The organism is Paenibacillus sp. UNC499MF (assembly GCF_900107975.1).
GTDB lineage: Bacteria > Bacillota > Bacilli > Paenibacillales > NBRC-103111 > Paenibacillus_F.
The window spans coordinates 102,253-129,231 of sequence record NZ_FNVF01000002.1 but is presented as its reverse complement, the minus strand read 5'-3'; the positions used below and the strand labels follow the sequence as shown (position 1 = coordinate 129,231).

22 protein-coding genes and 1 pseudogene are annotated in these 26,979 nt (G+C 52.9%); 11 read left to right on the top strand and 12 right to left on the bottom strand.

From position 1 onward, the window contains the following. Positions 1–61 precede the first annotated feature (61 nt). The 4 genes and pseudogenes from C4S74_RS05715 to C4S74_RS26935 form a co-directional block, all read left to right on the top strand. On the top strand, positions 62–1,231 hold the full coding sequence (locus C4S74_RS05715; RefSeq protein ID WP_103994393.1) for a serine hydrolase: 1,170 nt from the start codon (positions 62–64) through the stop codon (positions 1,229–1,231). Positions 1,232–1,563: 332 nt separating this feature from the next. After that, complete coding sequence (locus C4S74_RS05710; protein WP_103994392.1) at positions 1,564–1,908, top strand: PadR family transcriptional regulator; 345 nt, start codon at positions 1,564–1,566, stop codon at positions 1,906–1,908. Next, entirely contained in the window at positions 1,901–2,455 is a 555-nt protein-coding gene (locus C4S74_RS05705) for a DUF1700 domain-containing protein (RefSeq protein WP_103994391.1), read from the top strand. The genes C4S74_RS05710 and C4S74_RS05705 overlap by 8 nt, the downstream gene beginning before the upstream one ends. Positions 2,456–2,618: 163 nt before the next feature. Continuing rightward, a pseudogene (locus tag C4S74_RS26935) lies at positions 2,619–2,789 on the top strand (LLM class flavin-dependent oxidoreductase); the annotation flags it as partial. Positions 2,790–2,948: 159 nt separating this feature from the next. Here the strand turns inward: C4S74_RS26935 and C4S74_RS05695 are convergent. The 3 genes from C4S74_RS05695 to rpoD form a co-directional block, all read right to left on the bottom strand. Then, positions 2,949–4,139: a DHH family phosphoesterase gene (locus C4S74_RS05695; protein WP_103994390.1), complete on the bottom strand. Its 1,191-nt coding sequence runs from the start codon at positions 4,137–4,139 to the stop codon at positions 2,949–2,951. Positions 4,140–4,347: 208 nt separating this feature from the next. Next, on the bottom strand, positions 4,348–4,587 hold the full coding sequence (locus C4S74_RS05690) for a hypothetical protein (RefSeq protein WP_258042400.1): 240 nt from the start codon (positions 4,585–4,587) through the stop codon (positions 4,348–4,350). 20 nt (positions 4,588–4,607) lie between these two features. Next, positions 4,608–5,519 carry an RNA polymerase sigma factor RpoD gene (rpoD, locus tag C4S74_RS05685; RefSeq protein WP_196809670.1) on the bottom strand — a complete coding sequence of 304 codons (912 nt, stop codon included), beginning with the start codon at positions 5,517–5,519 and terminating at the stop codon, positions 4,608–4,610. 402 nt (positions 5,520–5,921) lie between these two features. Between rpoD and C4S74_RS05680 the strand changes: the two genes are divergently transcribed. After that, entirely contained in the window at positions 5,922–7,424 is a 1,503-nt protein-coding gene (locus tag C4S74_RS05680) for a diguanylate cyclase (protein ID WP_258042399.1), read from the top strand. A gap of 170 nt (positions 7,425–7,594) precedes the next feature. On the opposite strand, the gene C4S74_RS05675 is transcribed toward C4S74_RS05680, so the two are convergent. Continuing rightward, positions 7,595–7,888, bottom strand: a complete 294-nt coding sequence (locus tag C4S74_RS05675; protein WP_219819048.1) for a helix-turn-helix domain-containing protein — start codon at positions 7,886–7,888, stop codon at positions 7,595–7,597. A gap of 246 nt (positions 7,889–8,134) precedes the next feature. On the opposite strand from C4S74_RS05675, the gene C4S74_RS05670 reads away from it, so the two are divergent. Next, entirely contained in the window at positions 8,135–8,854 is a 720-nt protein-coding gene (locus C4S74_RS05670; RefSeq protein ID WP_103994385.1) for an SDR family oxidoreductase, read from the top strand. Positions 8,855–9,164: 310 nt separating this feature from the next. Here the strand turns inward: C4S74_RS05670 and C4S74_RS05665 are convergent, their stop codons facing one another. From C4S74_RS05665 to C4S74_RS05655, 3 genes are all read right to left on the bottom strand, one after another. Then, entirely contained in the window at positions 9,165–11,750 is a 2,586-nt protein-coding gene (locus tag C4S74_RS05665; RefSeq protein WP_103994384.1) for an Ig-like domain-containing protein, read from the bottom strand. 445 nt (positions 11,751–12,195) lie between these two features. Beyond that, positions 12,196–13,230 (bottom strand): S-layer homology domain-containing protein, encoded by a 1,035-nt coding sequence (locus C4S74_RS05660; RefSeq protein WP_103994383.1) that lies wholly within the window; start codon positions 13,228–13,230, stop codon positions 12,196–12,198. Positions 13,231–13,417: 187 nt separating this feature from the next. Next, a complete protein-coding gene (locus C4S74_RS05655) occupies positions 13,418–13,633 on the bottom strand; it encodes a hypothetical protein (protein WP_258042398.1) in 216 nt (71 codons plus the stop codon). A 324-nt stretch (positions 13,634–13,957) separates the two neighbouring features. Here C4S74_RS05655 and C4S74_RS05650 point away from each other — a divergent pair, with 324 nt between their 5' ends. Further along, positions 13,958–14,557, top strand: a complete 600-nt coding sequence (locus C4S74_RS05650; protein WP_103994382.1) for a general stress protein — start codon at positions 13,958–13,960, stop codon at positions 14,555–14,557. A gap of 148 nt (positions 14,558–14,705) precedes the next feature. Here the strand turns inward: C4S74_RS05650 and C4S74_RS05645 are convergent, their stop codons facing one another. The 4 genes from C4S74_RS05645 to sigI all read right to left on the bottom strand — a co-directional run bounded on the left by C4S74_RS05645 (position 14,706) and on the right by sigI (position 20,428). Further along, positions 14,706–16,427 (bottom strand): leucyl aminopeptidase, encoded by a 1,722-nt coding sequence (locus C4S74_RS05645; protein ID WP_103994381.1) that lies wholly within the window; start codon positions 16,425–16,427, stop codon positions 14,706–14,708. Positions 16,428–16,597: 170 nt separating this feature from the next. Next, positions 16,598–17,956, bottom strand: coding sequence for an ATP-binding protein (locus C4S74_RS05640; RefSeq protein ID WP_103994380.1), 1,359 nt, complete (start codon positions 17,954–17,956; stop codon positions 16,598–16,600). 347 nt (positions 17,957–18,303) lie between these two features. Further along, positions 18,304–19,614 (bottom strand): anti-sigma factor domain-containing protein, encoded by a 1,311-nt coding sequence (locus C4S74_RS05635; protein WP_103994379.1) that lies wholly within the window; start codon positions 19,612–19,614, stop codon positions 18,304–18,306. Next, positions 19,607–20,428, bottom strand: a complete 822-nt coding sequence (gene sigI, locus C4S74_RS05630; protein WP_103994378.1) for an RNA polymerase sigma factor SigI — start codon at positions 20,426–20,428, stop codon at positions 19,607–19,609. Before sigI ends, C4S74_RS05635 begins: the two co-directional genes overlap by 8 nt. A 229-nt stretch (positions 20,429–20,657) precedes the next feature. Between sigI and C4S74_RS05625 the strand changes: the two genes are divergently transcribed. Next, positions 20,658–21,758: a hypothetical protein gene (locus tag C4S74_RS05625; protein WP_103994377.1), complete on the top strand. Its 1,101-nt coding sequence runs from the start codon at positions 20,658–20,660 to the stop codon at positions 21,756–21,758. 156 nt (positions 21,759–21,914) lie between these two features. Here the strand turns inward: C4S74_RS05625 and C4S74_RS05620 are convergent, their stop codons facing one another. Further along, complete coding sequence (locus C4S74_RS05620) at positions 21,915–22,340, bottom strand: hypothetical protein (protein WP_103994376.1); 426 nt, start codon at positions 22,338–22,340, stop codon at positions 21,915–21,917. Positions 22,341–22,660: 320 nt separating this feature from the next. On the opposite strand from C4S74_RS05620, the gene C4S74_RS05615 reads away from it, so the two are divergent. From C4S74_RS05615 to C4S74_RS05605, 3 genes are all read left to right on the top strand, one after another. Then, the gene (locus C4S74_RS05615; protein WP_103994375.1) at positions 22,661–22,876 is read left to right on the top strand and encodes a hypothetical protein; all 216 of its coding nucleotides are present in this window, start codon (positions 22,661–22,663) and stop codon (positions 22,874–22,876) included. A gap of 249 nt (positions 22,877–23,125) precedes the next feature. After that, positions 23,126–23,569: a DUF4912 domain-containing protein gene (locus C4S74_RS05610; protein ID WP_103994374.1), complete on the top strand. Its 444-nt coding sequence runs from the start codon at positions 23,126–23,128 to the stop codon at positions 23,567–23,569. Further along, positions 23,566–26,940, top strand: a complete 3,375-nt coding sequence (locus C4S74_RS05605; protein ID WP_103994373.1) for a 1,4-alpha-glucan branching protein domain-containing protein — start codon at positions 23,566–23,568, stop codon at positions 26,938–26,940. Before C4S74_RS05610 ends, C4S74_RS05605 begins: the two co-directional genes overlap by 4 nt. The last annotated feature ends 39 nt before the right edge of the window (positions 26,941–26,979 follow it).

The window sequence follows — 26,979 nt, the reverse complement described above, 5'->3', positions numbered from 1 at the left end:
ACAAGTGTATTTCAAAGGAAAAGAAGTAATTTCTGTGTGAAAAAGAGGAGAGAAATGTCTTATGAAAATACGTAATCAAATTACATTTGCAAGTCTGGCCCTTTTAATAACTGGAAGTTCCCTGCTATACACATCGCCAACCTCAATTATAAAAGCAGAGCCCACTCAAAATGTATCTAGCTCGTTACAAACAAGCACTCAACGAGATCATAAATCCGTCAAGCAAGCAATGCGGGATACATTGCAACTTGGATTCCCGGGAATACTTGCTATAAGTTTTAAGGATGGAAAAACATGGGGTTATGCCGCTGGGGTAGCGAATCTGAGCACCAAGAAACCAATGAAAACAGATTTTCGCTTTCGCATTGGCAGCGTGACGAAGACGTTCACCGCAACGGTTGTACTTCAATTAGCTGGAGAGAACCGCTTGAATCTAGACGACTCCATCGAAAAATGGTTGCCTGGTGTCATTCAAGGAAATGGATATGATGGTAAACAGATTACCATCCGGCAGATATTGAACCATACAAGTGGTATCGCTGAATACTCAAGGTCAAAAGACGCAGATTTTATGGATACAAAAAAATCGTATACGACTGAAGAAATAGTGAAGATGGGGATTTCTCTGCCCCCAGACTTTGCCCCAGGAAAAGGCTGGTCTTATTCAAACACAGGATACGTATTACTGGGTATTCTTATTGAAAAAGTAACCGGAAACAGCTACGCGGAAGAGATTGAAAATCGGATTATTGAACCGCTTGAATTGTCGGATACATTCCTTCCTGGGAATTCAAGCGTTATTCCAGGCACCAAGCATGCTCGGGGATATTCCCAACCAGACGAAGCAAGTGAGATAAAAGACGTTACTTATTATAACCCCAGTGCAGGCAGCTCGGCTGGAGATATGATTTCTACTGCTGACGACTTAAATAAATTCTTCTCTTCCTTGCTCGGTGGCAAGTTGCTGAAGGAACAGCAACTAAAACAAATGCTTACTACAGTTCCTACAGGAAGAGCAGGAATGGACGGATATGGTCTTGGGATCTTTGAATTTAAGCTTCCAAACGATGTCTCGATATGGGGACACACAGGTGGCATTCTAGGGTTTTCTACTATTGCTGGAGGTACACTTGGAGGCAAGCATACGTTGGCCGTCAGTTTGAACAGTTTGGGTAGAGATAACAGTCCTAATCCTTTTAAAAATATTTTACTTGCTGAATTTAGCAAGTAGGCAAACAAGGAAAACGGAAAAACGGAATTTAACCCAACGCCATTAAGCTAATAAAACAAAATTCTCTCTAAAGAGAAAATACGCCATTCTTTCTGTGAAATCATAGGAAAGGATGGCGTTTTTTGATGAATCTATCGATTCAACACTCATGAGCCCAGAAAGACTTAACCAATACACTTCTTTATTTTCAACGTATGATTTAAGATTATCTGTACCTAATGTATGAAGCCATAAAAAGGAAAAATATCTTAATTACGTGGAATGAAAAAATATGATATACTATTGATATTTGATATACTGTGTTGTACGATGTATATGCAGGAGGTACAAACATGAATGTAGAAGATTGGAAATCACAAATTAAGCGAGGAACACTCGATTTTTGTATTCTTTTGCTAATAAAGCAACGACCCTACTATGGGTATGAAATCATTAGTAAGTTAGAGCAGTATCCTATTGTTGCTGCAAAAGAAAATACAATTTATCCTCTGCTAAGAAGATTATTGAAAGAAGAATATATTTCTTCATCTTGGCAAGAAAGTACAGAGGGTTTGCCACCAAGAAAATATTATACCCTTACAGAAAAAGGAAACGAATACTTAAACGCTATGTCCTTAGAATGGGATAATTTATTAACAGCTATATCAGAAATTAAAGGAGCGTTAGATCATGGATAAAATTATGAATGACTATCTTGTAAAAATAGAAAAGTATTTGAAATCTATGCCCGATTCCGAGCGTATTGACATTGTAAAAGAAATCAAAAGTGTAATGCTTGAATTGCAAAATAATGGTGTATCTTCTGAGCAAATCATCGAACGGTTAGGAAACCCGAAAGAATTAGCGAAAGCATACTTAGGTGAAGCCATTTCAAAGAACAGTACATTTAGTTGGCGTAAATTCGGCGCTGTATTTGCATTTTGCAGCAGCTTTGCAGGCGTCAGCGGTATGTTTCTTTTGCCGATTATCAGTACTCTTTCCATTGCTTTAATGATTGGTGGAGTTATTACACCGATAGGCGGCATTATTAAATTTGTCGGGTATCTTATGGGATATGATATTGCCGGAATAACAATCGAAATTGGAGCATTTATACCAAGCCCAATGCAGTTCTTGCCCGTTTCTATTGTATTTGGTGTGTTGATGTTTTTGTTGGGGAAAGTGTTATGGAAACTTACTATTAAATACATACACGTAATTAGTCCGAAAAAGAAAACATTGTAATAATAAAAAGAACGGGGCACGGCGGTCATTCATAGACCAACCGCACCCCGTTTTTTACTAGGGGTATATCATGCAGTAGAACACTGATACTGAGAGAAAAGGTACCAAACCCTTCCCCCTCTCAAAACGCGCCCGGAAACCCACCTATACAGAGGCTTATGTACTTATCGTGCGTTTTGAGGCTGGTGCTATCGACGGATTTATAGCTCTTCCGGGCGGTCCGGAAAAATCGATGGAACTATTTTTTGAAAAACTTATGCCTCGTCTAGTTGAAAGAGGCTCGTTCAGAAACGAATATGCAGGCGCGACTCTTCGGGCACATTTGGGTATTTAAAATCCCCTACTAAGCCGATGTTGGCACCATAAAATTAATAAAGTGCATCCCTGGTGGGATGCACTTTGTCGCCCAGCAGCCTTCAGGGGCCTTTAGGGGCCTTTAGGGGCCTCAGGGGCTTTCAACGGCCTGCCGCAGCCTACTGCCCTGCCGCACGGCTCAAACTTGCTTCCTGAAATGCTTCATCAGAAATTTCACGAACACTTCATCACGCACCAGCCACGCGGCATAATGCCGTTTAATAAAGCGCTCGGCTTCCTCGTACGTTTCGTACGAAGCGTCGACTTCTTCGCCGTTAATCTCCATCTTCCACTTTCCGTCGAAAGGATAGAGGAAGAAGCGCGTGTCGCTGCGCCCTTCATACAGCGTTCCGAAGCTGCTGTTTTTCACGTTGTAGTAGTTGCGGAAAGCGTCCGTGCGGATCGGCTCGACGGAGAACGGCTCGGCCACATAGGCCGGATAAACCTCGTCGGTCAACGAGCAGCCGGAAGCCTTCGCATGACCGCCGCCGCCGTAGCGTCCGGCCACCTGGGATACATCCACGTGATCGTGGATGGTCCGGAAGCTGACGCGCTTGCCGCCCATATTCAGAATCGCGATATAGTCCAGATGCGGGTATTCTTTGCCCAGCTCGTTGCCCAGCTCGGAATGGTACGATTCCGCGTGAACGATGCCTACGCAGTAATCGTGAATAAAGGTCTGGACGATTTCCCGGCGTTTTCTCCGGATATAGCGCTCGATCTTGCTCTCTTCCATATCCAGAATCTTTTCTTCGAAATCGTCGAAAGCGAAAGGCTCGCTCCCCAGGAGACGGGGCACCATCTTTTCCTCGAACTCATCGATGGACACGAGGTAGAACAGATCGTTCAGCCGCTTGGCCTGCCCGTTGCCGTTCGCCTCCCATTCCCAGGTGTCGTACTGGCGGACCAGCTCGACGAATTCATCCAGCGCCGGGGTCGCTTTCAAAAAACCGCTGCGCAGCAGATGCTCGTAAAACAAGGACGTGGCGGAAGCAAGCCTGCCGTCGGGGTACGCCACCGTAACCGCCGCCCACGGGTACGCATTAAAGTGCAGCGCCGTCTTATGGTGGTCGATCATGCTGATCTTGCCGCCGGCCTGGGCGTATTCGCTCAGCTCCTGCTCATTCTGCTCATTAACCGACAAATCCGTTATGTAGAGGTACTCGTTCTTGATTTTTCCCTGCCGGGCAAGTTCCAGGAATTTCTGAACCTGCACGTTCAGCCCTTCCACGGAGTTGTACCGGACCTCGGCTTCCTCGCCGAACGCGCATTTGGCCAGAATGCCGCATCCTACTCCGTCCAGATCGTTATGTGTATACAAATGAATCATCGGGTTCTGACTCCTTGCCGTTAATTTCCCGCCACGCCGGGCGGGTTGAATCCCTGCTAATTTTTCCACAGAACGGCCGGACTATGCAACCCTCTTTCTTGCGCTCCATCAAAAAAGGCATCTCCGCCGGGTGAATACCGCGCTTCGCGCGAGTACCCAACCGGGGAAATGCCCTGCCGGAACGGCTCTGTTCAATCGATGTATCGCTTCAGTTGGCCGGCTCCTTGCCGGATAAATCCCGCCACTTTACGACGAACTCGCTGTGAAACGCTTCGCCCTTGTATTCGCTGTGCTCCTCAAGAGCGTTCCCGCATTCGCAGGAAATCTGATCGGCCCCGTAATTGTCCGTGCCGAACACGATGCGCTCATCCCGGTAAGCACGCTGGCCGGGCACCACTTTATGTTCTTCCCCGCAGTTCAGACAGCGGATGACAAACCCTGCAGTCATGCCTTTCATCTCCCATGCTCTTATGATTCGTCCAGAAAATCCTTCAGTCGTTTGCTGCGGCTCGGATGTCTCAGCTTGCGCAGGGCTTTCGCCTCGATCTGGCGGATTCTTTCGCGGGTGACGCCGAATACCTGGCCGACTTCCTCCAGCGTGCGGGTACGCCCGTCGTCGAGGCCGAAACGCAGGCGCAGCACGTTCTCCTCCCGCTCGCTGAGCGTGTCGAGCACGTCCTCCAGCTGCACCTTCAGCAGCTCGAACGCGGCGGCGTCGGCCGGAGCCATCGCGTCCTGATCCTCGATGAAATCTCCCAGGTTCGTGTCGCTTTCTTCGCCGACAGGGGTCTCAAGCGAAACCGGCTCCTGGGCGATCTTCATAATCTCGCGCACCTTCTCCACGCTGAGCTCCATCTCCTTGGCGATCTCCTCCGGAGCGGGCTCCCGCCCGAGATCCTGGAGAAGCTCCCGGGATACGCGGCTCAGCTTGTTGATTGTTTCCACCATATGAACGGGAATACGGATCGTCCGCGCCTGGTCGGCGATAGAGCGGGTGATGGCCTGACGGATCCACCAGGTCGCATACGTACTGAATTTATATCCCTTGGTATAGTCGAATTTCTCGACGGCCTTCATCAATCCCATGTTGCCTTCCTGGATCAGATCGAGGAACAGCATGCCGCGTCCCGCATATCTTCTCGCAATGCTGACGACCAAACGCAAGTTCGCTTCCGCCAGGATACGCTTCGCTTCCTCGTCTCCCTGTTCGATCCTTTTGGCGATATTGACTTCCTCCTCAGCCGAAAGAAGCCCGACACGTCCGATTTCTTTCAGATACATACGTACGGGATCATCCATGCGGATACCATGCGGCAGAGACAGGTCATCCTGCTGTCCGCCCTGCTCCGCTTCCCGGGAGTCGTCTTTTCCCGGTTTCATAAACGGATCTAGTACCGGTTGGAATTGTTGTCCTGCCTCTGTTCCTGTTTGTTGATCTTTTGTCATATGCTCAGCCCCCTGCTTCCCGAAACCGGAATCACGTCCAGTGCATTGTCGTTCTCTTCGTCTGCACCCGCCAAAGCTCCGGGTAATGACCGCAACTGCAATCGCTATAATTATGAGTATTGACACCAAGATGAAATTATGATATATTGTAAATATCTAACTTAAAAATAAGTACTTGTGATTTTATCACAACTTTCCTTTAAATTCAAGCCCTTTTTCACTTTCCGTGGAAAAGGGTTTTTCTATTTTTTTCTTCTCGTAAATCCGCCGAAAAAAGAATCGGCCTTTCCTCATTTTGTGATAAAATGATTCATATTGTATAGCAGATAAAGAAGGATGAGTACTTTGCGAGAATTGATCTTTCCCTCCAAACAGACCGGTGATTCGCTGCTTTTCGCCCAGTCCCATCACGGACACTTGCTTCACCGGATCAAACTGGTTTCCATACTGCTTATTGCCGTCTATCCGTATTACTTCTACGCGGATTTCGTTCTTTACCGGGACGTTCCCGACGAGGCTTACAGGTACGGCTCTATCGGCATTCACCTGCTGAGTATGCTGATCTCGGTCCTGTTCCTCGTTGTTTACCGCCTGCTTCGGAATCAGGCTGCCGCTTCGCGGACATTCTGGCCGCCCCTCCTTGTTACTACTTATACGGCCCTCTATCTATTTATCGGCATGCTATCTTCGATCAACAGCCAAAGCCTGACCGGAAACGTAGACGCCTATATCATCATTCTGCTGAGCGCGGCCATTATCCTTCCCATTCACCCCAAGAATTTTTTGGTTATTCTATTAATTAACCATCCGGTGTTCCTAGTCCTTCTTTCTATGGCAAACAAAGACAAGTACTCTCTGCTTACGAAGGAAATCAATACGACCGCTACCGCGGGGATCGCTTTTTTTGTCGCCCTAACCTTGTATAACCTGAGAAAAAAAGATTTCACCAACACCCGGAAGCTTCAAGAGAACGAAGTCCGTTTCCGGAAGCTGTTCTCCGTCAATCCGTATCCGCTCGTTCTGTCCCGGATCCGGGACAATACCATCGTACAGCTGAATGCCGAAGCGGCAGAGTTTTTTCAGATCCCGCTGGACAGCGGCACGCCCGCCGACGCCTCCATCATGTACCCCGGTGCCCTGGAGAAGGATGAGATCATCCATGAGCTGGTGCAAAAAGACAGCATCAAGAACCTGATCTGCCAGCTGTCCGTATCGCCTCATTCCCACAAATGGGTCATGATCAACTACGAGCTCATCGTGTACGATAACGAGACATGCGTACTCGCGGGAATTACGGACATTACGGAGCTGAAAAAAGCCGAAGCCGAGCTGGCGCGCTACGCGTCTCTCGACGCTCTGACCGGTGTGCTGAACAGAGGCCACGGAATGACGCTTCTCCAGCAGGAGCTTGTCCAATGCAGGGAACAGGGCCGCGAGCTGGCCGTCTGCTTCGTCGATATCAACAACCTGAAGGAAGTCAACGACCGTTACGGCCACGCCGAAGGAGATTCGCTCATTAACAAGGCGTGTGAAGTGCTTCAGCGAAATCTGGAGCCGCAAGACTATCTGTTCCGCTACGGAGGAGACGAATTCGTTCTGGTATTTCATACTCCGCCGGAAGCCGCCGATCTCATCTGGAGCCGCATCCGCGAAGATCTGCTTACGCTGAGCCGGGAACCGGACAGTCCTTTTCCCGTTTCGGTCAGCCACGGTTTCTTTCATATAGGGCCAGATACGGACATGTCCGCCGCCGAAGTGATCGAAGCCGCGGATAAAGAAATGTATATCGAGAAACACTCGTACAAAAAAAATACGTCCTCATCCCCCGATACGTTGTAGCCGTATCTTACTCTCCGTTTGCCCCGCCCGGCGCCTTCCCTGCCGGCTGAGAACGGGGATTTTTTTGTCTGATGAGAAGAATTTTGATCTATGGGCTCTCCGATGATTGGTTGAAACTTCAGAGAGACGGCAGCCGGTTATCCGACCTAACACCTATTGGATACCGCGTTCTACAGTTTCAAGCCCCACACCTTCAGCTCGATGAATATGGACTCCAGTTGTTTTCCCTTGGCGGTTAACGTGTACTCCACCCGGGGCGGCACTTCGGGATACACGGTTCTCACGACTATTCCGCTCTCTTCCAGCTCTCTCAGACGAACCGATAACGTTTTGGGGCTGATGCCTTCCAAAGATTTCAGCAATTCTCCGAATCTCACCGTTCCGTCGATCAAGAGATCCCGGATAATAAGAAAGGTCCATTTGCTTCCGATTATACGGAGCGCCGCCTCGATCGGGCACTTCATACCGGGGGCGCCCTTGCTTAGTTTAACTTCCTCCAACGATAGACCTCCCGTTTTATTTCTTTGATGGAACCAACTATATCACAATAGTTACTTTAGGGAAATAAGGTGAATTTAATATCACTACTTTCTTAAATGAACTATTGGAATTACAATAATCAACACCGGCCGTCCTGTTGTGAACCTTGGTTTCCCAGTTACGCCAGTACAGTCCATCATGACGAAATCAAATTGAGGAGGAAGTTTAAAATGACACTCGCAGGCAAAAAAATCGTAATTATCGGAGGCAGTTCCGGAATCGGGCTGGAGACCGCTGCTTTGGCCCTGGAGCAGGGGGCCGAGGTTGTGATCGCCAGCCGATCGGCGAACAAACTCCGCCAAGCCCGCAATGCGCTCGGCTCTTCCGTCACGGCCTTCGAGCTGGATATGGCCGACGAGCAGGCCGTGACGGAATTCATGACGCGCGACGTCAAGCGCCTGGATCATCTGGTCGTCACGGCGGCGCAGACTTGGTCCGGCCCCTTCCTTGCCGCCGGAACGCCAAAAGCCCGGCAGCTGTTTGACAGCAAATTCTGGGGGCAGTACCATGCGGCGAAGCATGCCGCTCCTCTCGTGACGGAAGGCGGCTCCATCACCCTCTTTTCCGGCCTGGTCGCCTTCAAGCCGATGGCCGGCTCCGCGAGCCTCAGTGCCGTAAATGCCGCCGTCGCATCGCTCGGCCAGACCCTCGCCCTGGAACTGGCTCCCCTGCGGGTCAATGTCGTCTCGCCCGGCATCATTGATACGCCTTCCCGTGCCGGCATGGATGACGCGGCGCGCAGCGCTTTCTACGAATCCGTGGCCGCCAGATTGCCGGCCAAACGGGTCGGCCGGTCCCGGGACGTGGCCGAGAGCGTGATGTATCTGCTCCGCAACAGCTTCGTAACGGGCACCGTCCTCCATGTCGAAGGCGGACATCTGCTGACTTGACTCGCCCGGCGAAAGGCCCGTAGGGCATCGCAGCTTCACCCGGAGAAGGCGCGGAACTTCCTCGTGGGTAATCTCACTTAGGGCGGTGCGGACTAAGAAAGACCAGGCTCTCCGGTGTGGCAGGGAAAAACATGATTTTTTTTTCTTATACCTGTCAGGAAGGCATATTTAAAGTCGCCTGTACGTTCTGACGGTCCAGCTTTATTTGCTCCGCCGGCTCATAAATCCCCTTATAAATTTACCCAGCCACCTTGCGGGGAACATGACAAAAAAGGACCCGCGGCTGCTGGTCCTTTTTGTCTACATGCTATTAGTTAACCGTTACGTAAACTTTAGTCGATTTCTTCGCATACGTCACGGTAATCGTGGCTTTGCCTTTGCCGGTTGCCCGGATGACGCCATCTTTCACGTCCGCTACGCGGATGTTGGAAGATTTCCACAACGCCTGGACCGATGCGTCCTGCTCGGACAGATCCTCAAACGTTGCCGTGGCCTTCACTTTCGCCGTAGCGCCCGCTTTCAGTTCGATGGTAACTTTGTCGGTTTGCAAATATTTCAATTTGTCGACATCGACAGGAATCGAAATGCTTTTGCCGCCGAACGTTGCGGAGACTGTCGTGGTTCCCGCGCTGACGCCCGTTATTTTGCCTGCGTTCACATCCGCAATTTTGTAGTTGCTGGACTTCCAGAGAACGCTCGAAGTGACGTCTTTCTTGCTGCCGTCCGACAGAGTAGCCGTCACCTTGATTTGGACGCTCGATCCGGATTTGGTCGACACGAAGCGCTTGTCCACTTCAAGGGAAGACACAACGCCGATTTCGACCGGAATCGTAACCGTCTTGCCGCCGTACTTCGCGGTGATCGTCGCTTTGCCGCGGGAAACCGGAGTCACGAGGCCGTTATCCACCGTGGCTACTGCCGCGCTGCTGGACGTCCATTCGGCTTCTTTCGTCACGTCTTTAGGCGTTCCGCTGCCATCCGTGCTCGTAAGAGTGATCAGCTTGTTCTCGCCAAGATCGAAATTCAGGAACGACGGGTTCGCCGTCAGCTTGTCCGCCATATCGACTTGAATTTTGAACGTGACCGTCTTGTTATTGAATGTGGCCGTAACGGTCGTTTCGCCGGAAGCGACAGCCGTAACCAGACCGGCATCTACGGTCGCCGCCTTCTCATTGGAACTCGTCCAGGCCGCTTCTTTCGTCACATCTTCTTTCGTGCCGTCCGTATACGTTGCCGTCAGGTCCAGCACTTGGGTACCGGCTTTTTTCAAGGAAATAGTAGTCTTGCTGCCGGTGGTCAACGTTTTCAGAACCCCTACGGACACTTGAACGACAGCCGTTCTCGTCCCGTATTTCGCCGTCACCGTCGCGGCACCTGTGCCTACGCCGGTAATCACGCCTTTGCGTACTTCCGCGATGTCCGCGGCGCTGGAAGTCCAGTCGGCTTTATCCGTTACATCTTCCACCTTGCCGTCGCTGTAGATGGCGTTCAGCGTTACCTTCTCGTAGCTGCCTACTTGGAAGTTAACGGTCTTCGTGCTTGCTTTGATCGTGTTCGGAATATCGACCGACACTTTAACAGTGACGGTTTTGCCGCCGTAAGTCGCGGTTACGTTGGCTTCACCGGCTTTACGTGCGGTTACTTTGCCGTCCGTCACGCTGACAACCGCTTCGTTGTCGACCGACCATTTGGCTTCGTCCGCCACGTCTTCCTTCGTATCGTCGGCATAGGTCGCCCACAGGACGATCTGCTCCTCTTTGCCGGTTTGCAGGAACAACGGCTCCTTCTCGGCTTCCAGACGCTTCGGAACATCCACGTCTACGACGACCGATACGGTTTTCGTGCCGTATTTGGCCGTAACCGTCACTTCGCCCGTAGCATTCGCGAAGAGCTTGCCTTTGACGACGCTGACGATATTCTCGTTGCTGGAAGTCCAGTCCGCGCGGGCTGTAATATCATCGGAGCTTCCGTCGGCATAAGTCGCTTTCAGGGTCAGCTGCTCCGAGCCGTTTTTCTTCAGCAGAACCGTTTCCTTGCCCAGATCCAGCTTGATGGCATTGTCCACGTCTACCTTGATAACAGCGGACTTCGTGCCGTAGCTTGCCTTGATCACAGCCTTACCCGGACCGTATCCGGTTACTTTTCCTTTCAAGACATCCGCCACATCCGGGTTGTCGGATTCCCACTCGGCGATGTCCGAGACATCCTCGGAAGTGCCGTCGGGATAAGTCGCGATCAGGGTGATCGCTTCCGAATCTTTCAGAAGCATGGAGATCTGCGATTTATCGGGATCTACCCGTTTCGCGATTTCGATGCTGACCGGTACGGAAACGGTCTGGTTGTTATATTTTGCGGATACGATCGCCGTACCCGAGCTTTGACCCGTAACGAGACCGTTGACTACCGTTGCCACGGAACCGTTGTCGATGTTCCATTCGGCCTTTTTCGTCACGTCTTCGTTTGTACCGTCGTCATAGTAGGCGGTAAGTTTGATTTGTTCGGATTTGCCTTTGCGCAAATCAATCGTTTGTACGTCTTTAATGAGAGAACGGACATGCTTGCTTACCGTCACGTTGACGATAACCGTTTTCCCTTTATGAGTGGCCGTAATGACGGCTTTGCCTTCTTTCTTCGCCGTAACCGATCCCGCATACACCGATGCGATGTCCGGGGAACCGGAGGTCCAGTCGGTTTTAACCGTAACATTCTCGGTTGCGCCGCTGTCGTAAACCGCGGTTGCCGTAAGGGAAGCGGTGCCGCCTACTTCCAGTGAAAGTTCGTTTTTGTTCAGCACCAGGCTGGTCACTTCCGCGGCCATCGCGCTCATCGCGCCGAAGCTGCCCGTTACCAGAGTCAAGGTAAGGAATAAAGCCAAAATCCTCATTGCCCGCATCATTTCATCTCCTAGTCTTTGTTCTTGTTGGACAGCCATCCGGAAACCTGCTTAGACAAGCCGTCCTTCCTCAGCTGTTCAAAAAGCTGACCTTCTTTTCGTGCCGAACCCGAACTTAATTTCGACGTCCTTGTCGGTACCTGGAAAATATGATCCCCCTTTTAGGTCAATGGCGTTCGCCCGGCAGAAACGGTAACTTCCGATCAAGCGTTCATTAACGCTCGGCTGGCGATTTACCCATTTGTTGGAATCACCTCTTCTAATATCGACAAAAGGCAGTCAAATGTTTAGCCTCCATCTCCATAAACTATCGATCATGCAGAAAATTTCCGTCCTTGATCGTTGATTCCTTCGAACGGAACCACAAAAAAAGCCCGAGGGTATCCCCGATCCGTAATTTCTTGACCGAGCAACCGGCCTCGTTATAACAAACGGCGGCTGTCCGGTCTTATTGATTTTGATGCTTTTCGAACAAATCGTGCAGCTTGCCCGCTGCCTCGTTATACGGCCGGATGCCGCCGTTATCGACGTGGAAATAAAAATTTCCGTCCGCGTAACCCAGATAAGTGTTCTGATCTTTCACCATCAGGATCTGCTCCGATTGCTCCAAGTAATAGTAAGTAGTGTCAAAGCCTTTGAAAACGGCCGCGCCCGGCAGCTCGACATCGCCCGACTGAAGCTTCTCGTCTATCGCTTTATACATAATTTTGGATGTCTTGCCTTCATAATACGTGATGTAGAAGTTCTTATATTCATCCCCGATATCCCCGTCCAGCTCATCCTCTCCCCTCAGAAACGGAGTTCCGAGTATAGCTGTAACGTCACCGGCCTTCTGTTTGAGACGCAGTCCGTTCAGTACGAACGCCCCGTCTTCCACCCCGACCACCGGTTTGTCGAACCGTTTGCCGTACTTGCCCGTTTTATCCATGACGCGGTCGATCAGAACCGCCGCTTCCGCACGGGTAACCGGAGCCTCCAAGGCCAGATCGCCTTCGGCACGGCCCTGCAGGATGCCCTCCTTAACGCAAAGCGCCACGGCATCTTCATCCGGAACCGATTTAAACCTCCATTCCGGCTGAATGAGCTTGCTCACCACACGCACGATTTCAAGGCGGGAAGCGGGATCGAGCATGTTCTTCTCGAAAGCTTCGTCCACAAGGCCCATCTTCGTCTTCGCTTGATCCAAATAAGCTCCGTACCAGGCTGCGTAGCCGGTGAGATCCGGTTTATAAGACGGATCGCCCGCCATCACGGCCATCTTGACGAACTGAACGCCCGTTACCTTCGCACCGGGATCGAAAATTTTATCGGACACCCCGTCGATCACGTGCATTTGGGACGTGCTGATTAAGCTGTCCTGCGCCCAGGCAACGCCGTCAATATCCTCGTAAAGCCAGTGAGCGCCCGCAGGCGATGCAGCCATCACAAGCATTAAGGCCGTTCCAGCGGACAATGCGCCTTTTTTCCAAAAAGAACGTTTCATCCTTTATATTCCTCCTCGGTACGGATATGCAGCATCCCAGATAGGGTATGCAGTACTTTTCGCTGCAGAAGAGAAAAAATCCTCCCCCGAGCAAGAACGCAAAAAAGAAACCCTCGGGGCCGAAGTGGACTCGTCCTTTCTTCCGGCTTCCCCTCCAAAGGATTTAGATTGCCGTCCCTTACAATCCTTACTGCATCTTCCGTCCGTACACCACACGGGACCATAGAAACACCGCATTGCCTATAAGCAGAATCGTAAACTCCCATCCCGTCTTCCCCGTGCTGATAAAATTATAGAGCCCCCAGGCAAGCAGAGCCGCCGTATAAAAAACAAAGGCAATCTTCGCCGACTTGTCCGTCTGGTAGCGTTCCATTTCATCCGCTTTGCGCATTTTAAATTTCATAGTCTTCTCCTCCCGGTGCATGCATGGCTGCCGATCGCCCCTAATACTACACTTGAAATGTCAAATACTTTTTACATCTATCATTATAAAAGAAGAGGCAGTAATGTCAAATCTTTTTTACATTTCAACTTATGCTTCCGTAAAAAAACGCCGTGTGCGCCCCCCTCTTCTGCTATTCAAGGAGACCCGTTAATATTTGGAAACGTCCGTAAGTTGTCTTCAACCCGTTTACGGACGGCATCTGCGGGGTAAGGATATGCTGTAACCGGAACAAAGCTAAACGAAATGAAGAAACAGGCACTAAACCTGAGGAGGTAGTTCAAAATGGATAAGAAAATTGTTGGTGTTTTTGATACTGAAAGAGAAGCTATTCAAGCGATCGATGGTCTTAAACAGCAAGGTTTCCATGCCGATGATATCTCCGTAATTGCTAAAGATAAACAAGATTCAGCCGATATTTTAAATGAAACCGGCACGAAAGCGCCGGAAGGCGTCGCAACGGGCGCAGCTACGGGAGGCGTTCTCGGTGGTGTGACCGGCCTGCTGGCCGGTATCGGCGCGCTGGCCATTCCGGGCGTAGGCCCATTCATCGCGGCGGGACCGATCGCCGCTACATTGACGGGCGCCGCTGTCGGAGCGGGCGCAGGCGGTCTGGTGGGCGGCCTGGTAGGCATGGGCATCCCGGAGGATGAAGCCCAGCAGTACGACAGCTATGTGAACGAAGGCAAAATCCTCGTTCTTGTCGATTCCGATGCCGAACGCGACGCTCACGTCTACGACACGTTCCGCACGAACCGTTCCCTGAACGCATCGACTTACGACGATCAGGTATTCCGCGATACGGATACCCCGGCGTACGACGTCAATTCGGGCCTGCCTTACAACGGCACTGCCGATGACATCGACCGTTCCCGCCGTCTGTAAGAGCTCGATAAACGAGCAAAGGCACCTTCCCTTATAAAATAAACGCAAAGCCCCGATCCTTCTTCAAGGATCGGGGCTTTTATTTTAAAGGATACGCACGGGCAGGGCAGACCGATAAAACTTATCCGTTCTATCCGTGAAACAACTTTTATAGGCCCCGGCAAATATATTCGGCCAGCGTACGCACCATAGCTCCGGTGCCGCCCTTCGGATCGACTCCGCGGTCACCCCAAAGCCATGCCGTACCGCCCGTATCCAGATGGATCCACGGCTTGTTTTCGGTAAATGCCTCGATAAACGAGCCGCCCATGATCGCTCCCGCCCATTTATGGGCCGCGGCGTTTTTAATATCGGCGACCGAGCTGCGCAGCATTTCCCGGTATTCGGGGAAGTTCGGCAGCTGCCACACCTTTTCACCCGCTTGTATGGAAGCTTGAAGAACGGAAGCCAGGAAGGCGTCATCGTTCGTCTGGGCACCGGTAGCGACATCGGCGAAAGAGACGAGAACCGCGCCCGTCAGCGTAGCGATGTCGATCAGACGGGTCGCCCCTTTCTCAATCGCGTACGTGACACCATCCGCAAGGATAAGACGCCCTTCCGCGTCCGTGTTCAGCACTTCAACTGTCCGTCCGCTTAAAGTCGTAATAATATCGCCCGGACGCATTGCCGTTCCGGAAGGCATATTCTCGGCGGCCGGTATGACAATCCGCAGGTTGATGCGCGGCTTCAGCCGGCCCACCACAATCAGCAGCCCGAGCAGCACCGCGGCTCCGCCCATGTCGCTGATCATCTCTTCCATTCCGCCCGCCGGCTTGATGGAAATACCGCCGGTGTCAAAGGTGACGCCTTTGCCGACAAGCCCCAGCACCTCGTCCGACGACGGATCACCGTCATAGCTCAGCGTGATCATGCGCGGCGGATTCGCGCTGCCGAGGCCCACGGCCGCGAGCGCTCCCATGCCGCGCTCCACAATCGCCTGCTCATCCAGCACCTCGCAGGCGATTCCGAACTGCCCGGCCAGCTTCTCCGCTTCTTCCGCAAGATCGGAAGGAAGCAGCAGATTGCCGGGCAGGTTCGTCAGGTCGCGCGCATAGTTCGTCGCGACCGCATACGCTTCGGCGGCGCCGACCGCCGCCCGCAGCTCTTCCACGTTCAGCGGGACGCGCTGAACGAACAACTGCGCCGCGGCCAGTTCCTGCCGCGGCTTCGCCTCCCGCGCGTACGTCGCGATGCGGTACGCGCCGAGCAGCAGCCCTTCCGCCACGGTGAACACCGCCAAGGCGGAAGACGCCGCACCGGCAGGCCGTGAGCCTGCCGCGCTCGTGCTCTGCGGGGCAGGCGATGTCCGTGCATCCACCGCACCGCTCGTGCCTGGGAGCTCCGCTTGGATGCCGTCCACACTTGCGGCCTTCACCGCAGCGCCTCCCGTGGCACCGGCTCCTCCTGCCGCCTGCGCGGCAAGCGGAGCGGCATATGTCCCGCCGCGCGGAGGCTCGGCCGGGAAGGCCCCCTCCGGCAGCAGCACAGCCAGGCGGCCCAGTCCGAGCCGCTGCGCCTCCCGGGCCGCTTGAACGGCCGCCAGCCGCAGCGTGTCGCGTCCCGCCGGCGCCGCACCGAGACCGGCTGCGATCACATACGGCGCAGCCAGGCGGCCATAAGCCGGAAGCACGGTGACTTCGCCGGCGCTTCCTTGAAAGCGTCCGGCCCGCTTCAGCCGTTCAAGCTCGGCCAGAAGCTCCTGCGGCAAATCCGGCAGGCTCCGCCGGTCCCCCTCAGTCGTGAAGAACAGCAGGGCATCCGCATCCGCCGAGGCCCATCCTCCGTTTTCCGCGATAGTAATTTTCGTATTTGTCGTATAGTCCGCTCTCATCAAAAATTCAGCTCCTCTCATGCCTCCCGAAGCAATTGTTTCCCTTCGGTCCGCGTGTGCAGTATTCCCGTTCTAAATAGGCAAAACTCCCTCAGGCCGGCGAGTTTACCTGCAACTATCGTCAGCGGGGAGCATAGGGATATTCTTTTCTATTGTAATACACGGGGGCTTCAGTTTAAAGGGAGCTGGATCCGGAAGCTTGTCCCCTCTCCAACCTCGCTTTCCACATGAATGACACCGCCATGGTTTTTGATGATACGGTAGCAGACGGAGAGTCCAAGGCCGGTCCCGTCTTCTTTCGTCGTGAAGAAAGGGTCGAACAGCTTTGAAAGCGTTTTCTGATCCATCCCTCTTCCGTTGTCCTCTATGTAAATCCATACCTGATGATCCACTTTAATGGTCCGGATGCGAATAAGCCCATGCTCTTTCTGTCCGTCGGACATCACTTCTATGGCATTTTTAACGATGTTGAGCAGTACCTGCTTGATCTGCTTCACATCTACCCATACGTACAAATTCGGGTCCGATTCGCTCAACTGGATATCGCAGCCTTTTAACAAAGCCTCGCTCTCGAACAGCAGCACGACTTCCTTGATAAGCGAAGCGATCTGAATCTTCTGCTTCACGGGAGCCGTCGGCTTGGACGAATTTAAAAATTCAAAAATAATATCGTTGGCCCGGTCGATTTCACTTAAAATAATATCCGCGTAATCCTGTTTGCCCAGGCGGAGCAGCTCCGGCTGCAAAAGCTGAATAAACCCGCGGATCGACGTAAGCGGATTGCGGATTTCGTGAGCGATGGAAGCCGCGATTTTGCCCAGCATAGCCAGCTTGTCGTTATAATAGACGGATTGCTCGATCCGCTTGAAGTCGGTCACGTCCTTGACGGAAATGAGAATGTCTCCGTCCAGCTCTTCATCGTACTTGGCCGTCACCAGAAAGTGCTGGCCCTTCTCGTCAATCACTTCCTGAAAGGGGAGTCTGTACACGAACATCTCACGGTGGAGCTTGATCAGAAGCTTGCGCATCCCTCTCGACAGTTTACGCAGCCGGACCAGCTCGTAGAATGTCCTCCCGATCATGCTTTTGCGGGGCAGTCCCAGAAACTGACCCAGCTTTACGTTGGCAAACGAAAGAAAGCCCTCCTGGTCGAACAACGCTATTCCGCTGTCCATATGCTGGAGCACGTTCTCATACTTGCTGTTGGCCGACTGGAACGAAGAGTCCTGCATCAATTTGCCGGTAAAGCCTCTTGACGAATCTTTAACGGCCTGCCCGAATGGCGGCGCACAAAAGGAGATCACTTCACTAAGAATTTGGAACGATTGCTGATAATACAGCACAGCATCTTCAGGTCCGGCAGGGAGGATTAACTCCCGCATGCATCTATCATGCAGAAGAGTCACCTCTTCCGGCAGCATAGCGGAGATAAACGGCTTGAGAGTGCTGGAATAAGAGCGGGCTTCTTCCGGTCCGCTTTGCATCAATACTTGCAAAACTTGCAGGTACATCGTTCGGATATCCGGCATGTGACTCCTCCTAGATTATGCGTGGGGTTGTGTACCCGGCACGACGACACTTTTCGTCAAAAATCAAGGTTTTTTCGTCATTATCTTACATTTCCTCGCGATTTTGTTAATTATCGGAATCTCACTCATTGTAACATAGGAAGTTTAAAATTACGATACGATTTGGAGCGTAAAGAGAGGAAAATGTAAGATCCCGCCTTAAACACGGCGCGCCCGCCGTCGGCCGATTTTACTGCCTGTCCGGAGGCAAGAGCCAAATAACCCCGCGGGCAGCGGGGTTATCTTCTCCTATTGGGCCTGTTTCAGTCCGACTGTGTGCTCGTTCAGGCAATGAAACGGGCATCCGCTCAGCCGATCGTATAATAAGCCTGCCCGTCTTTGAATTGAATCCGGAAAGAATGTCCGTTCTTCCAGGAATCGCGGTCATCCCTGTCGTCGTCTTTCTCGTGTTCCTTGTCTTTCTTTTCTTTTTCTTTCTGCTTCTCGCGTTCTTTCTCCCGTGCTTTTCTTTCTTTTTCTTCCTTTTCCTTCTGTTCCGCCTGTTTCCTCTTCAGCTCTTCCTGAGCCCGCTTATATTCCCGCTCCACCTTTTGACGAAGCCATTCTTCCCGCGCGTTATCCGCATTGCCGCTGCCCGTATAGGTATTCTCCTTCTTCGGGGTCGGAGTAGGTGTAGGCGTCGTTTTGGCTGCGGGGGTCTTGCCGCCCGTATTCGCCGTGTTTCCTGCAGAATTGTTTGGAGGCGTGGGCGTCGGTGTAGGAACCGGCGTCTCGGAGGGAACCGGCTGATTCTTCTCTTCTTCGCCGGGAAGAGCCACGTTATCCTTGTTCCAGGAGCCTTCCTTTTCCATAGCCAGCCAATTTGTAAGATTGTCTTTGTTGATAGGCTGCGTGCGGTTGTACAGCTTACCCATTCCGCCCATCTGCTTCGCCAGGGTGTAAACGGACATTTCGCGCAGCTGATCAAGGCTGATCTCCGTTCCCATACTTTTGGCGTTCAAATAAATCGCGTACTTGCCCGTGGACAGCTGATGCGTGCTCGCTTCCTTGCGCAGCTCCGGAGGCGCGGCGAAAGCCGCTACCGCATATTTGCTCATATCGGCATGGTTGGCGAGCAGGTGGTCCGTTACCTGCTTCTCCATTTTGTCGGCCAGCAGAACGTCGCTCACCTTGCGTTCGTTGCCTACAACCGTACTCGAAATGATAATATCCCCTTCGCCTTTAGCGAGCGGGCCCTGATCGAGCCAATCCAGAATGACGGATGCCGCCTGGGTCAGAGGCTTGCCCTCCACATGAAGCGCCTTGGCCATCTGGGCGCCGTCCTGATTGAGCCCTCTGACTTCCCGTACGATTTCCGCGTCGTCGAGCGCAAGCTCTACGCTCGGGTTGACGTCCATCGTCACGTAAGCCGCCACCTTTACCTGGGTGCCCATGTTTAATAAGCCGCCGATGAAGACAAAACAAATAATCGCGGCAGCCGCAAGCCCGGATGTCAGAACCAGGATCTGAGAACGTCCGAATCCCACTGCCGATTTGTAACGGATTTCTTGTCCGACTTGGCAGTTGCGCCCTTTATTGGAAATGCGCTCGAAACGCCCCTCCTCCGTCATGACAATGATGCTGTTTCCCTTCAGCTCCATGACGATGCCTTTACTCATATGCCTCTCTTCTTTCCTGGAAAGTTTGCTTTGATTGCTCTTTAATATGCAGATATTCTTTGAGATATGGATAGGAGCCGGTGTGTATGAGCGCTATGGCAATCAAATACTTTCGGTTACGTTCCAGCGTTTTGCGGGAGACGCTAACCTTACCCAGAAGTTCCTTGATAGGAAGCTGCTTTTTGCTAAGCAGAAGACGCATCAGTTCAGGGTCTTCGGAGAGGAGCTTACCGATCCCGAATAGCATGATACGAGAATCTTCGTGCTTGGGAGAGGCATCGACCAAATCGGTAAATTGAATGGAGAAAACGGCAAGGTTGCGGTTAAATTCCATAATTTCTCCGCGGCGTTCTTCTATGCCCTTCTGTTTCTCATACTGTTCCAGCGCTTGATGAATCTCGATGGGATTTACGTAATGATCTTCTTCGTCCTCCTGGTCAAACGCACTGTACGGAATCTGTCCCTTAAACCGCTGCTCCTTCCTCAAATAATCGATCAGTCTGCGGCGCATCACCGTCTCGGCAAAACCGAGAAACGAACGCCCCATGTCATGGGAGAACTGATTAATGGCTTCGTTAAACGCGGCTAAAGCAATACTAAATTCATCGTCTCTGGCAGGATCAATATATCTTTTGCAAAAGCGGCTTGCCACCTTGATGACAAACGGCTGGTAATCCGAGATAAACTGATTGCGCAGACGCAGGTCTCCCTGCTGTATTTTCTTCACAACCTCTTCAGGCTGCGGTGCGTTTTTTTGGTGGTGGCTGGACTGACGTTTGCTGCCGAATAACTTCTTAAACAGTACCAGAATCACTGTTCCACCTCACTTATACAATTCGATTTCCAGCAATTTCTTCGGGGGGTCAATCTTTGCTATTATAGCACAAGCTTTAATATCGGCGAAAAAGTTAAGTAATTTCACAGGAGTTTCTCAGAAAACAAAGCCGAATACCCCTCATCTTCTCAAAAAATGCCGAAGAAGCATAATTATATTCCAGCATAAGTAAATTAATGGTATTATCAGGTGGAAAGGAGTGAAGAAAATGTTTCACAAAAAATGGCTCGTTTCCGCCGCTGTCGTAAGCCTGCTTGTTTCGGGGAGCACCTTCGCCGCCTCAGCAGCCCCGGCATCCGGAGAAGCCGAAAACTGGGATAAACCGTCTGCCGCTAAGTTTCAGTCTTATAAAATCGAACAGAAGCTGCTGTACACGAAAGCAGACGTCCGGTGGAGCGGCGAACAGCTTGACAAGTTTCAGAACACGGACCGCTACCGGCAGTTTTTTCCGGCCTTCCGTTTGCAGGTTCAAGAATCGGTAGACACCCGCGCCAAATTAATGGTCTCCAACCTGCCGGGAGCCAAATTTACACGGACAAAAGCCGGGTATACGGACGGGGAGGAGATAAAACTTTCCGTTCTGGACACTTCCTCACTAACCCAGAATAAACCGTATACGTTCTATACGGCCTGGTTGAACCTACTGGAAGACCATCCCACCGTCTCTCTTAGTTCGCTTCAAAGATATTCCCAGCCCGGCGGCAGCCTGTACGATCTTTCCGGTCCCGCAGACCTGCTCCACAAGGAAAATTTTACAAATGCGGAGCCCTTGGATATGAAATATAACCGATTGGGCCTGCCGCCCGGTTTTGACGACCTCTTCAAACAATATCCGCATCAAAAAGAACCTTCCGCAACCAAAGTAAAAAGTTATGCGCTTATCAATTCCAAAGAAGCCCTGGAGGCTTTCAAAAAGGAAGCTGCCAGTACGCTGCATAACTCTTTCGACAGCGAGAAAGTTCAATTTGCGGTTACGTTTACTAAACCTTTCACGGCGCAGCATTTAAAGAAACTCGAAGAGAAATACGAGTTGAATCTGGCTCAAATTTATGCGGCCGGAATCACAGCCAACAAAGAAGAGTACACCGTAAGCTGGTTTGACTCCGATGTGGAGACCGCTTCCTTGTTAAGAATCCCGCAAGCCGGATTTATTCACTTCAACTTGACCGAGCTGGAAGGCACCGCAACCGTGGAAGGCTTAAATAAACTCAGACTCGATCTGAACCCCGATGTTATAGAAATCGCGCCGCTTGATGAACCGGCCCCGACCGGTATCCATTGGCTGAACCGAAAATTTCTTAACCAATAATTCCTGCACTTATCAATTAAGCTGTATGAAAACCCCTTCTCACCCGGCTGTCCCAGCGCCTTGCACAAAACAAAAAGGCCGGTCAGAACACTCTGACCGGCCTTTTTCGTATGAGACTATCATCTATTATATAAGTGTGGTTATTTGCTTCACAGCTTACGGGCTTTGAGGCGTACGGCCTTTCACAAGCTTGCTCCGGCGGCGGCTGAGCACCTGAAGGCGTTTTTTGAGCTGTTCCTCCCATGCGTCGTCTCCCAGAGACTTGGCGACCGAAAGCAAATCCAGCCCCATATCGATCTGATTCTGAACAATTTCCATCGGTTCCTCATCCTCGTGGTTCACGCAGTTCTCATAAATAGCCGGTCCCTGCTTGCCTTCCACATAATCGATGAAATCAACCTCGGCGGCACCGTCTCCGTGCGCGTATTCGGCCAGCAGCTCATACTCGTTTTCTATCAGATGATGAACCTCAATCCGGTGGCAGACCGGACAGAAAAGAATCGGGACATTGTGAATGCTTGTTCGTATATGTTTAAGGGTCCCTTTCGACCCGATCATACTTGCACCGCAGCAAAAACTCATAATACTTCCCTCCCAAGGATCGTCCTGCAGACCTTCCCGGCCTGCGGAAGTGAATTTACGCATGTCGTTTGCATGTGATGCTTTATTTTACAACATTCCTATTCACCGGCACAAAGGAAAATTCCTCTTTTTCTAGCAAATTAGGCCTCGCACCATTCCGTTATTGGCAGGCGGAACCGGGAGCTTCCCTCTATCGAAGACCAAGCCGGCCGCGCTTCTAACACTAACAAACCCCGCATAAAATAAGAGGAACAGGACTTCCGGGAACTGCTTTAAGCAAGCCGGAGTCCCTTTTACAACCAGATCGGAGGGACTGTGCAATGACGATTATTCCCATCATTTCTCGGCAGATCGCTTTTGCGAAATTCGAGAGCCAGACCGGTGAATTCTCGGTTTATTACCACACGGGAAAGGTGGAGAACTATACCGGTTTCGACCTGGAAGACATTCAAGCCCTGTGGGACTCCCCAAACCGTTACGACACACTGATTCGCTTAACGGAATCCCGCCGGCTTCCTCAAACTACCCCTACATGAAGAAGTCGGACCGGAGGTGAAATAACCGGCAGTGACCGGGCAGGCATCCGGAAGCGCGGGGCCTCACGCGCCGCCTGTATTCACCTGCTGCCTCCCTCAAAGATTGGGGGCTTCCTTCCGCTGTGCTACAATAGAACCAATCCAAACGATACGGCTTATGTCCGGCAAGGAAGAGAGGTATTTACTCTGCACGGTCCCCGTCCATTCCAACCCCCGCTGCTGCGGCCCAAGCTCGGCAGTGTGCATCTTATGATTCAGCAGCAGACGGTTCTGTTTATTTACTGGTCGGCTTCATCCCGGCTGGCTTCCATGATCGCCGATTACGGAACCGGAGCCGGTGAATGTCTGCTGAACGTCCGCGTAAGCGGATATTGCGAAGGCTCCGGCGAGGCTGTCGTATATGAGGTCCGAACCTCTCCGCCGGCGGAAAATACCGGTTCCGCCTATATCCGCACAGAGGGCCGGAAGGGCTTTTGGCAGGCAGAGCTGGGAATGCTGAGTGCAAACCGCGCCTTTCTCCCTTTCGTGAGGTCCGTTCCCGTATATACGGGCGGTGGTCCCGCGTTTTCGGACGTGGAAAGACGGCACGCCGGGCATAAACAGGACCCGTTTCCTCTGCTGCCGCTTGATTACGGCCTCTATTCTACTTACACGATCTATCCGCCGCCCAAACAGGAAGGAGAAAAGCCGTGAGCACGTCCCAGCCCGTTCCCGCTCTGCTCGTTCTTCACGCGCATCTGCCTTACGTGTACCGGCCCGACGGCGGCCTCACTCTGGAAGAATATTGGTTCCATGAAGCGATGTGCGACGTCTATCTTCCTTTCGTGGAATGCATGGACCGTCTGCTGGCCGATAACATTCAGTCCCCCGTGACCTTGTCCGTGAGCCCCGTGCTTTTGTCTATGTGGGAGAATCCCGCCCTGCTGAATCGTACGCGGGAAATATTGAAGCGGCGCGTCGAGCTCGGATTCAAAGAAATAGAACGGCTTGCAGACAAGCCCGGACCTGCCTCTCTCGCTTCCCGTTATGCCGCAAGGTATGCGGATATGCTTGATCTATTCGACGTGATGGACGGCCAAATGATTCCCCGGCTGCGTTTGTACGCCGAGCGGAGCCTGATACAGCTCATTCCCTCCGCCGCCGCTCACCCTTTCCTCCCTTTGTTCAAAACGGAGGAAGCCGCGTATGCGCAGCTTTATACCGCCGTGACAGAGTTCCGGCGGCATTTCGGCTTTGCCCCGTCCGGGATTTGGCTGCCGGAATGCGGATATGCATCCTGGCTGGAGCCTATACTGCGTAAGCTGGGGCTGCGCTTTACGATCCTGGAGGCCTCCCCGGACGACAAAGCGGCTGGCACGGTACGCGGGCCTGCGGCTCCATACGTCACTCCGGGCGGCCTGCAGGTTTTCACCCGGGATGCCGCAGCCTCGGCTCTTGTATGGAGCCGGGAAAGCGGCTATCCCGGCCATCCCGATTATCGCGAATATTACCGCGATATCGGCTATGAGCTCGGCCGGGGCACTCCGGCCGAGCAGGCTTACATCCGGCCGTACGTGCTGCCGGACGGTACTCCCGCCGCGACAGGCTACAAGTACTGTCGCGTAACGGGCTTTGCCGCTGGCGAAAGCGGAGCCGGAGGCAAAGCCCCTTACGACGCCGGCCGCGCGTCGGAGCTGGCCGCCGTGCATGCGAGGCATTTTCTCGCATCGCTCGGCGCAGCGGCGCCTCCGGGCAGCGCAGCGGCTGCGGACCCTGCGGCGGACTCGGCGCGGCAAACGCACGCAGCACCGGAAGCCGAGCCCGTCCGTTTCTCCGGCAGCTATGCTGAAGAGAGCGGGGCCTGCCCGCAGGCCGTTCCTGCCTCGGAGGCGCGCCTGCTGCCGCCCCGGCCGGTTTCCGTCTGCGCCTTCGACCTGGAGCTGTTCGGGCACTGGTGGCACGAAGGCCCCCTCTGGCTGGAAACCCTGCTGCGGGAAGGTGACCGTGTCCGGCGGCAGCGGCATTCCGCCGGCGATTCTCGTAGCGGCTCCTTACTCCGCAGTTCGGAGGAGCAGCCTGTGTTTCTAACGCCCTCTCTATATGAAGAGCGCCGCGCTTTCGAGAAAGGCATTGCCCCCGTTCTATCCAGCTGGGGACGGGGAGGCGATGCCAGCGTCTGGCTGAATCCGGCCACCGACTGGATGTATCCGCTTCTGCATGAAGCGGAAGAAGCTATGAAACGGGCCGCCGCAAAAGCCGCCCGGACTGACTCCACAGCAAAAAAAGCTCAACAAGCCCTCGGGACGTCATATGACATGATCCCGGACACGGCCTCGGAGCCATATTCCTGCAAAATTTCCGTCCCCCGTCCGGGCCCGCAGCAAAATGAAAATCTTTCGCACCCTGCTCTCATCGACAGAGTTTTACGCCAAGCCGCGCGGGAGCTTATGCTCGCCCAAAGCAGCGATTGGGCGTTTATGATCGAATCGGGAGAAATGGCGGGCTTTGCCGCCGGAAGATTTCGGGAACATCTGAATAACTTCTATCAATTGATACCGATAATGGATGATATAGATGCGAGACAGCCCCCGGCTTTTACAACCGGAGAGCTAGAATTGCTTCATAGAATGGAAAAATACGCTCCGCTCTTTCCCGGGGCGGACTGGAGAGCTTACCTTCCCGGGCAGCTTGCCGAAGCTCTGCCGGGCACGGCGCCCACCGAAGTTTCGTCCCCGGTTCTGTCCGGGCAAGCGGCGCCCCCTAAAGCTGCAAACGAGAAGCCGCCCGCCGGAAGACCGCAGGTAAAACCGCCTGCCACGAACAGCCCGCCCGCAGTTCCGGAGAACGGAAAAAATGCCGCCCTCCACGTCCTCGTGCTGGCCTGGGAATTTCCGCCGCATCTTATAGGGGGACTCGGGCGTTCGGTGGGAGACCTGACCGCACAATTGGCCCGTGACGGGCATAAAGTGCATGTGATCACATGCCGCCGGAATGATGAAGCCTCGGACAGTCTTATGAACGGCGTACACGTTCACCGCGTGGAAGTGCCGCCAAGCTCCCAAACCCCCGCTTTTCTCGACTGGGTGTTCGGGTTGAATATCGCCATGATTTTGCGGGTGGAGCGTCTGATGGAGGAGCACCGGGAGCTTCGGTTCGATGTCCTCCACGCGCACGACTGGCTCGTCTATTACGCTGCCCGCGACTGCAAACAGACTCTCGGCCTGCCGCTTGTCGCTACCCTGCACGCAACCGAACACGGCCGCAAGCTGGGCCGCCTGGACGATCCCGTCTCCCGTAAAATTCACGCTGCGGAAAGCAGTCTCGTGGAGCTGGCCGATAAACTTATCGTATGCAGCGATTCCATGGCGGAGGAAGTAACGTCGCTTTTCAACCGTACAAAAAACGGCCTGACGGTCATTCCGAACGGGCTTCCTTTCACTCCGGGGGCCGATAACAGCCGGGAGCCGCTTCCGGTTCCCGCATGTGCCGCTGATTCCGGAGATTCGCAAGGATCGCCATTGGCGAAACGCCGGATTTTATATCTAGGACGCCTCGTGCCCGAGAAGAACGTTCCGCTGCTTCTGGCAGCGCTCCCTTATATCCTGGACCGGTTCCCCGGGACGGAGCTCGTTATCGCCGGAACGGGACCGGAGGCGGCTTCCCTCGGCCGGCTGGCCTCTCCCTTCGGGGACCGCGTGCGGTTTACCGGCTTCGCCGACGAAGCCGCCAAAGCCCTGCTTTTGGCGGAAGCCGACGTCTGCGCCATTCCAAGCCTATACGAGCCCTTCGGGATCGTAGCGCTTGAAGCGATGCGAGCGGGCGTCCCTCTCGTCGCTGCGGATACCGGCGGGCTCGCCGGGCTTGTCGAAGACGGCGTAGACGGCTTCCGGCTTCCTCCCGCGGATCTCCGGGCTTGGGCCGGGAAGATTTGCCTTCTGCTCGGCGATCCGGAGCTTGCGGCTCTTTTTGCGAAACGTGCCTCTGCTAAATTACGCACGTGCTTTAATATGAAGGAAATCGGAGCCGCCACCGCGAACGTTTACCAAAGCGCCATAAATTGCCAAAGATCGACAAAAACTTGTTGACCTCTTCTTCTGAAAACGGTAACCTTATGGCGAATAACC

Excerpts from the sequence above, each read along its gene's own strand:
- C4S74_RS05610 (WP_103994374.1), top strand. The coding sequence starts at position 23,126 with ATGATTCAGCAGCAGACGGTTCTGTTTATTTACTGGTCGGCTTCATCC.
- C4S74_RS05625 (WP_103994377.1), top strand. The coding sequence starts at position 20,658 with ATGTTTCACAAAAAATGGCTCGTTTCCGCCGCTGTCGTAAGCCTGCTT.
- rpoD (WP_196809670.1), bottom strand. The coding sequence starts at position 5,519 with ATGAAACCGGGAAAAGACGACTCCCGGGAAGCGGAGCAGGGCGGACAG.
- C4S74_RS05695 (WP_103994390.1), bottom strand. The coding sequence starts at position 4,139 with ATGATTCATTTGTATACACATAACGATCTGGACGGAGTAGGATGCGGC.
- C4S74_RS05640 (WP_103994380.1), bottom strand. The coding sequence starts at position 17,956 with ATGCCGGATATCCGAACGATGTACCTGCAAGTTTTGCAAGTATTGATG.
- C4S74_RS05615 (WP_103994375.1), top strand. The coding sequence starts at position 22,661 with ATGACGATTATTCCCATCATTTCTCGGCAGATCGCTTTTGCGAAATTC.
- C4S74_RS05650 (WP_103994382.1), top strand. The coding sequence starts at position 13,958 with ATGGATAAGAAAATTGTTGGTGTTTTTGATACTGAAAGAGAAGCTATT.
- C4S74_RS05645 (WP_103994381.1), bottom strand. The coding sequence starts at position 16,427 with ATGAGAGCGGACTATACGACAAATACGAAAATTACTATCGCGGAAAAC.
- C4S74_RS05670 (WP_103994385.1), top strand. The coding sequence starts at position 8,135 with ATGACACTCGCAGGCAAAAAAATCGTAATTATCGGAGGCAGTTCCGGA.
- C4S74_RS05665 (WP_103994384.1), bottom strand. The coding sequence starts at position 11,750 with ATGATGCGGGCAATGAGGATTTTGGCTTTATTCCTTACCTTGACTCTG.
- C4S74_RS05655 (WP_258042398.1), bottom strand. The coding sequence starts at position 13,633 with ATGAAATTTAAAATGCGCAAAGCGGATGAAATGGAACGCTACCAGACG.
- C4S74_RS05620 (WP_103994376.1), bottom strand. The coding sequence starts at position 22,340 with ATGAGTTTTTGCTGCGGTGCAAGTATGATCGGGTCGAAAGGGACCCTT.
- C4S74_RS05690 (WP_258042400.1), bottom strand. The coding sequence starts at position 4,587 with ATGACTGCAGGGTTTGTCATCCGCTGTCTGAACTGCGGGGAAGAACAT.
- C4S74_RS05635 (WP_103994379.1), bottom strand. The coding sequence starts at position 19,614 with ATGAGTAAAGGCATCGTCATGGAGCTGAAGGGAAACAGCATCATTGTC.
- C4S74_RS05705 (WP_103994391.1), top strand. The coding sequence starts at position 1,901 with ATGGATAAAATTATGAATGACTATCTTGTAAAAATAGAAAAGTATTTG.
- C4S74_RS05675 (WP_219819048.1), bottom strand. The coding sequence starts at position 7,888 with ATGAAGTGCCCGATCGAGGCGGCGCTCCGTATAATCGGAAGCAAATGG.
- C4S74_RS05680 (WP_258042399.1), top strand. The coding sequence starts at position 5,922 with ATGAGTACTTTGCGAGAATTGATCTTTCCCTCCAAACAGACCGGTGAT.
- C4S74_RS05710 (WP_103994392.1), top strand. The coding sequence starts at position 1,564 with ATGAATGTAGAAGATTGGAAATCACAAATTAAGCGAGGAACACTCGAT.
- C4S74_RS05660 (WP_103994383.1), bottom strand. The coding sequence starts at position 13,230 with ATGAAACGTTCTTTTTGGAAAAAAGGCGCATTGTCCGCTGGAACGGCC.
- C4S74_RS05715 (WP_103994393.1), top strand. The coding sequence starts at position 62 with ATGAAAATACGTAATCAAATTACATTTGCAAGTCTGGCCCTTTTAATA.